Origin of the sequence: Paracoccus sp. Z118 (assembly GCF_019061185.1) — a bacterium.
Classification (GTDB): Bacteria; Pseudomonadota; Alphaproteobacteria; order Rhodobacterales; family Rhodobacteraceae; genus Paracoccus.
The window spans coordinates 1-324 of the sequence record NZ_JAHQZU010000156.1 but is presented as its reverse complement, the minus strand read 5'-3'; the positions used below and the strand labels follow the sequence as shown (position 1 = coordinate 324).

1 protein-coding gene is annotated in these 324 nt (G+C 67.0%); it reads left to right on the top strand.

Annotated elements, in window-relative coordinates:
* Positions 1 to 85: 85 nt before the first annotated feature.
* Positions 86 to 324, top strand: a 239-nt coding sequence (locus KTN05_RS17975) for a transposase (RefSeq protein ID WP_254368357.1), incomplete at its 3' end; no start/stop codon positions are given.

Sequence of the window (324 nt, the reverse complement as noted above, 5' to 3'; positions counted from 1 at the left end):
CGTAAGCGCCACGGCGCTCTCCTCCTGCCGCTGCTGATCTGATCGGTCCATTCTCCGCGGGTGGGCATGGCGCGGAGGGGTGGTTTTGGAGATAGACGGCAAAATGGGCGTCCATTTGGACGGCTCGATCGACGGTGGGGTTTCCCGGCTTGAGGTGATTGAGGGACCAAGCGGTCGGCGCCGACGCACGAAGGGCGAGCGGGCGCGGATCGCGGTGGAAAGCCTGATGCCCGGGGTGACGGTGGCCGATGTCGCGCGCCGGCATGGCGCGACCCGCTGGCAGATCTATGACTGGCGCAAGAAACTGCGGGCGGGGGAGTTGCT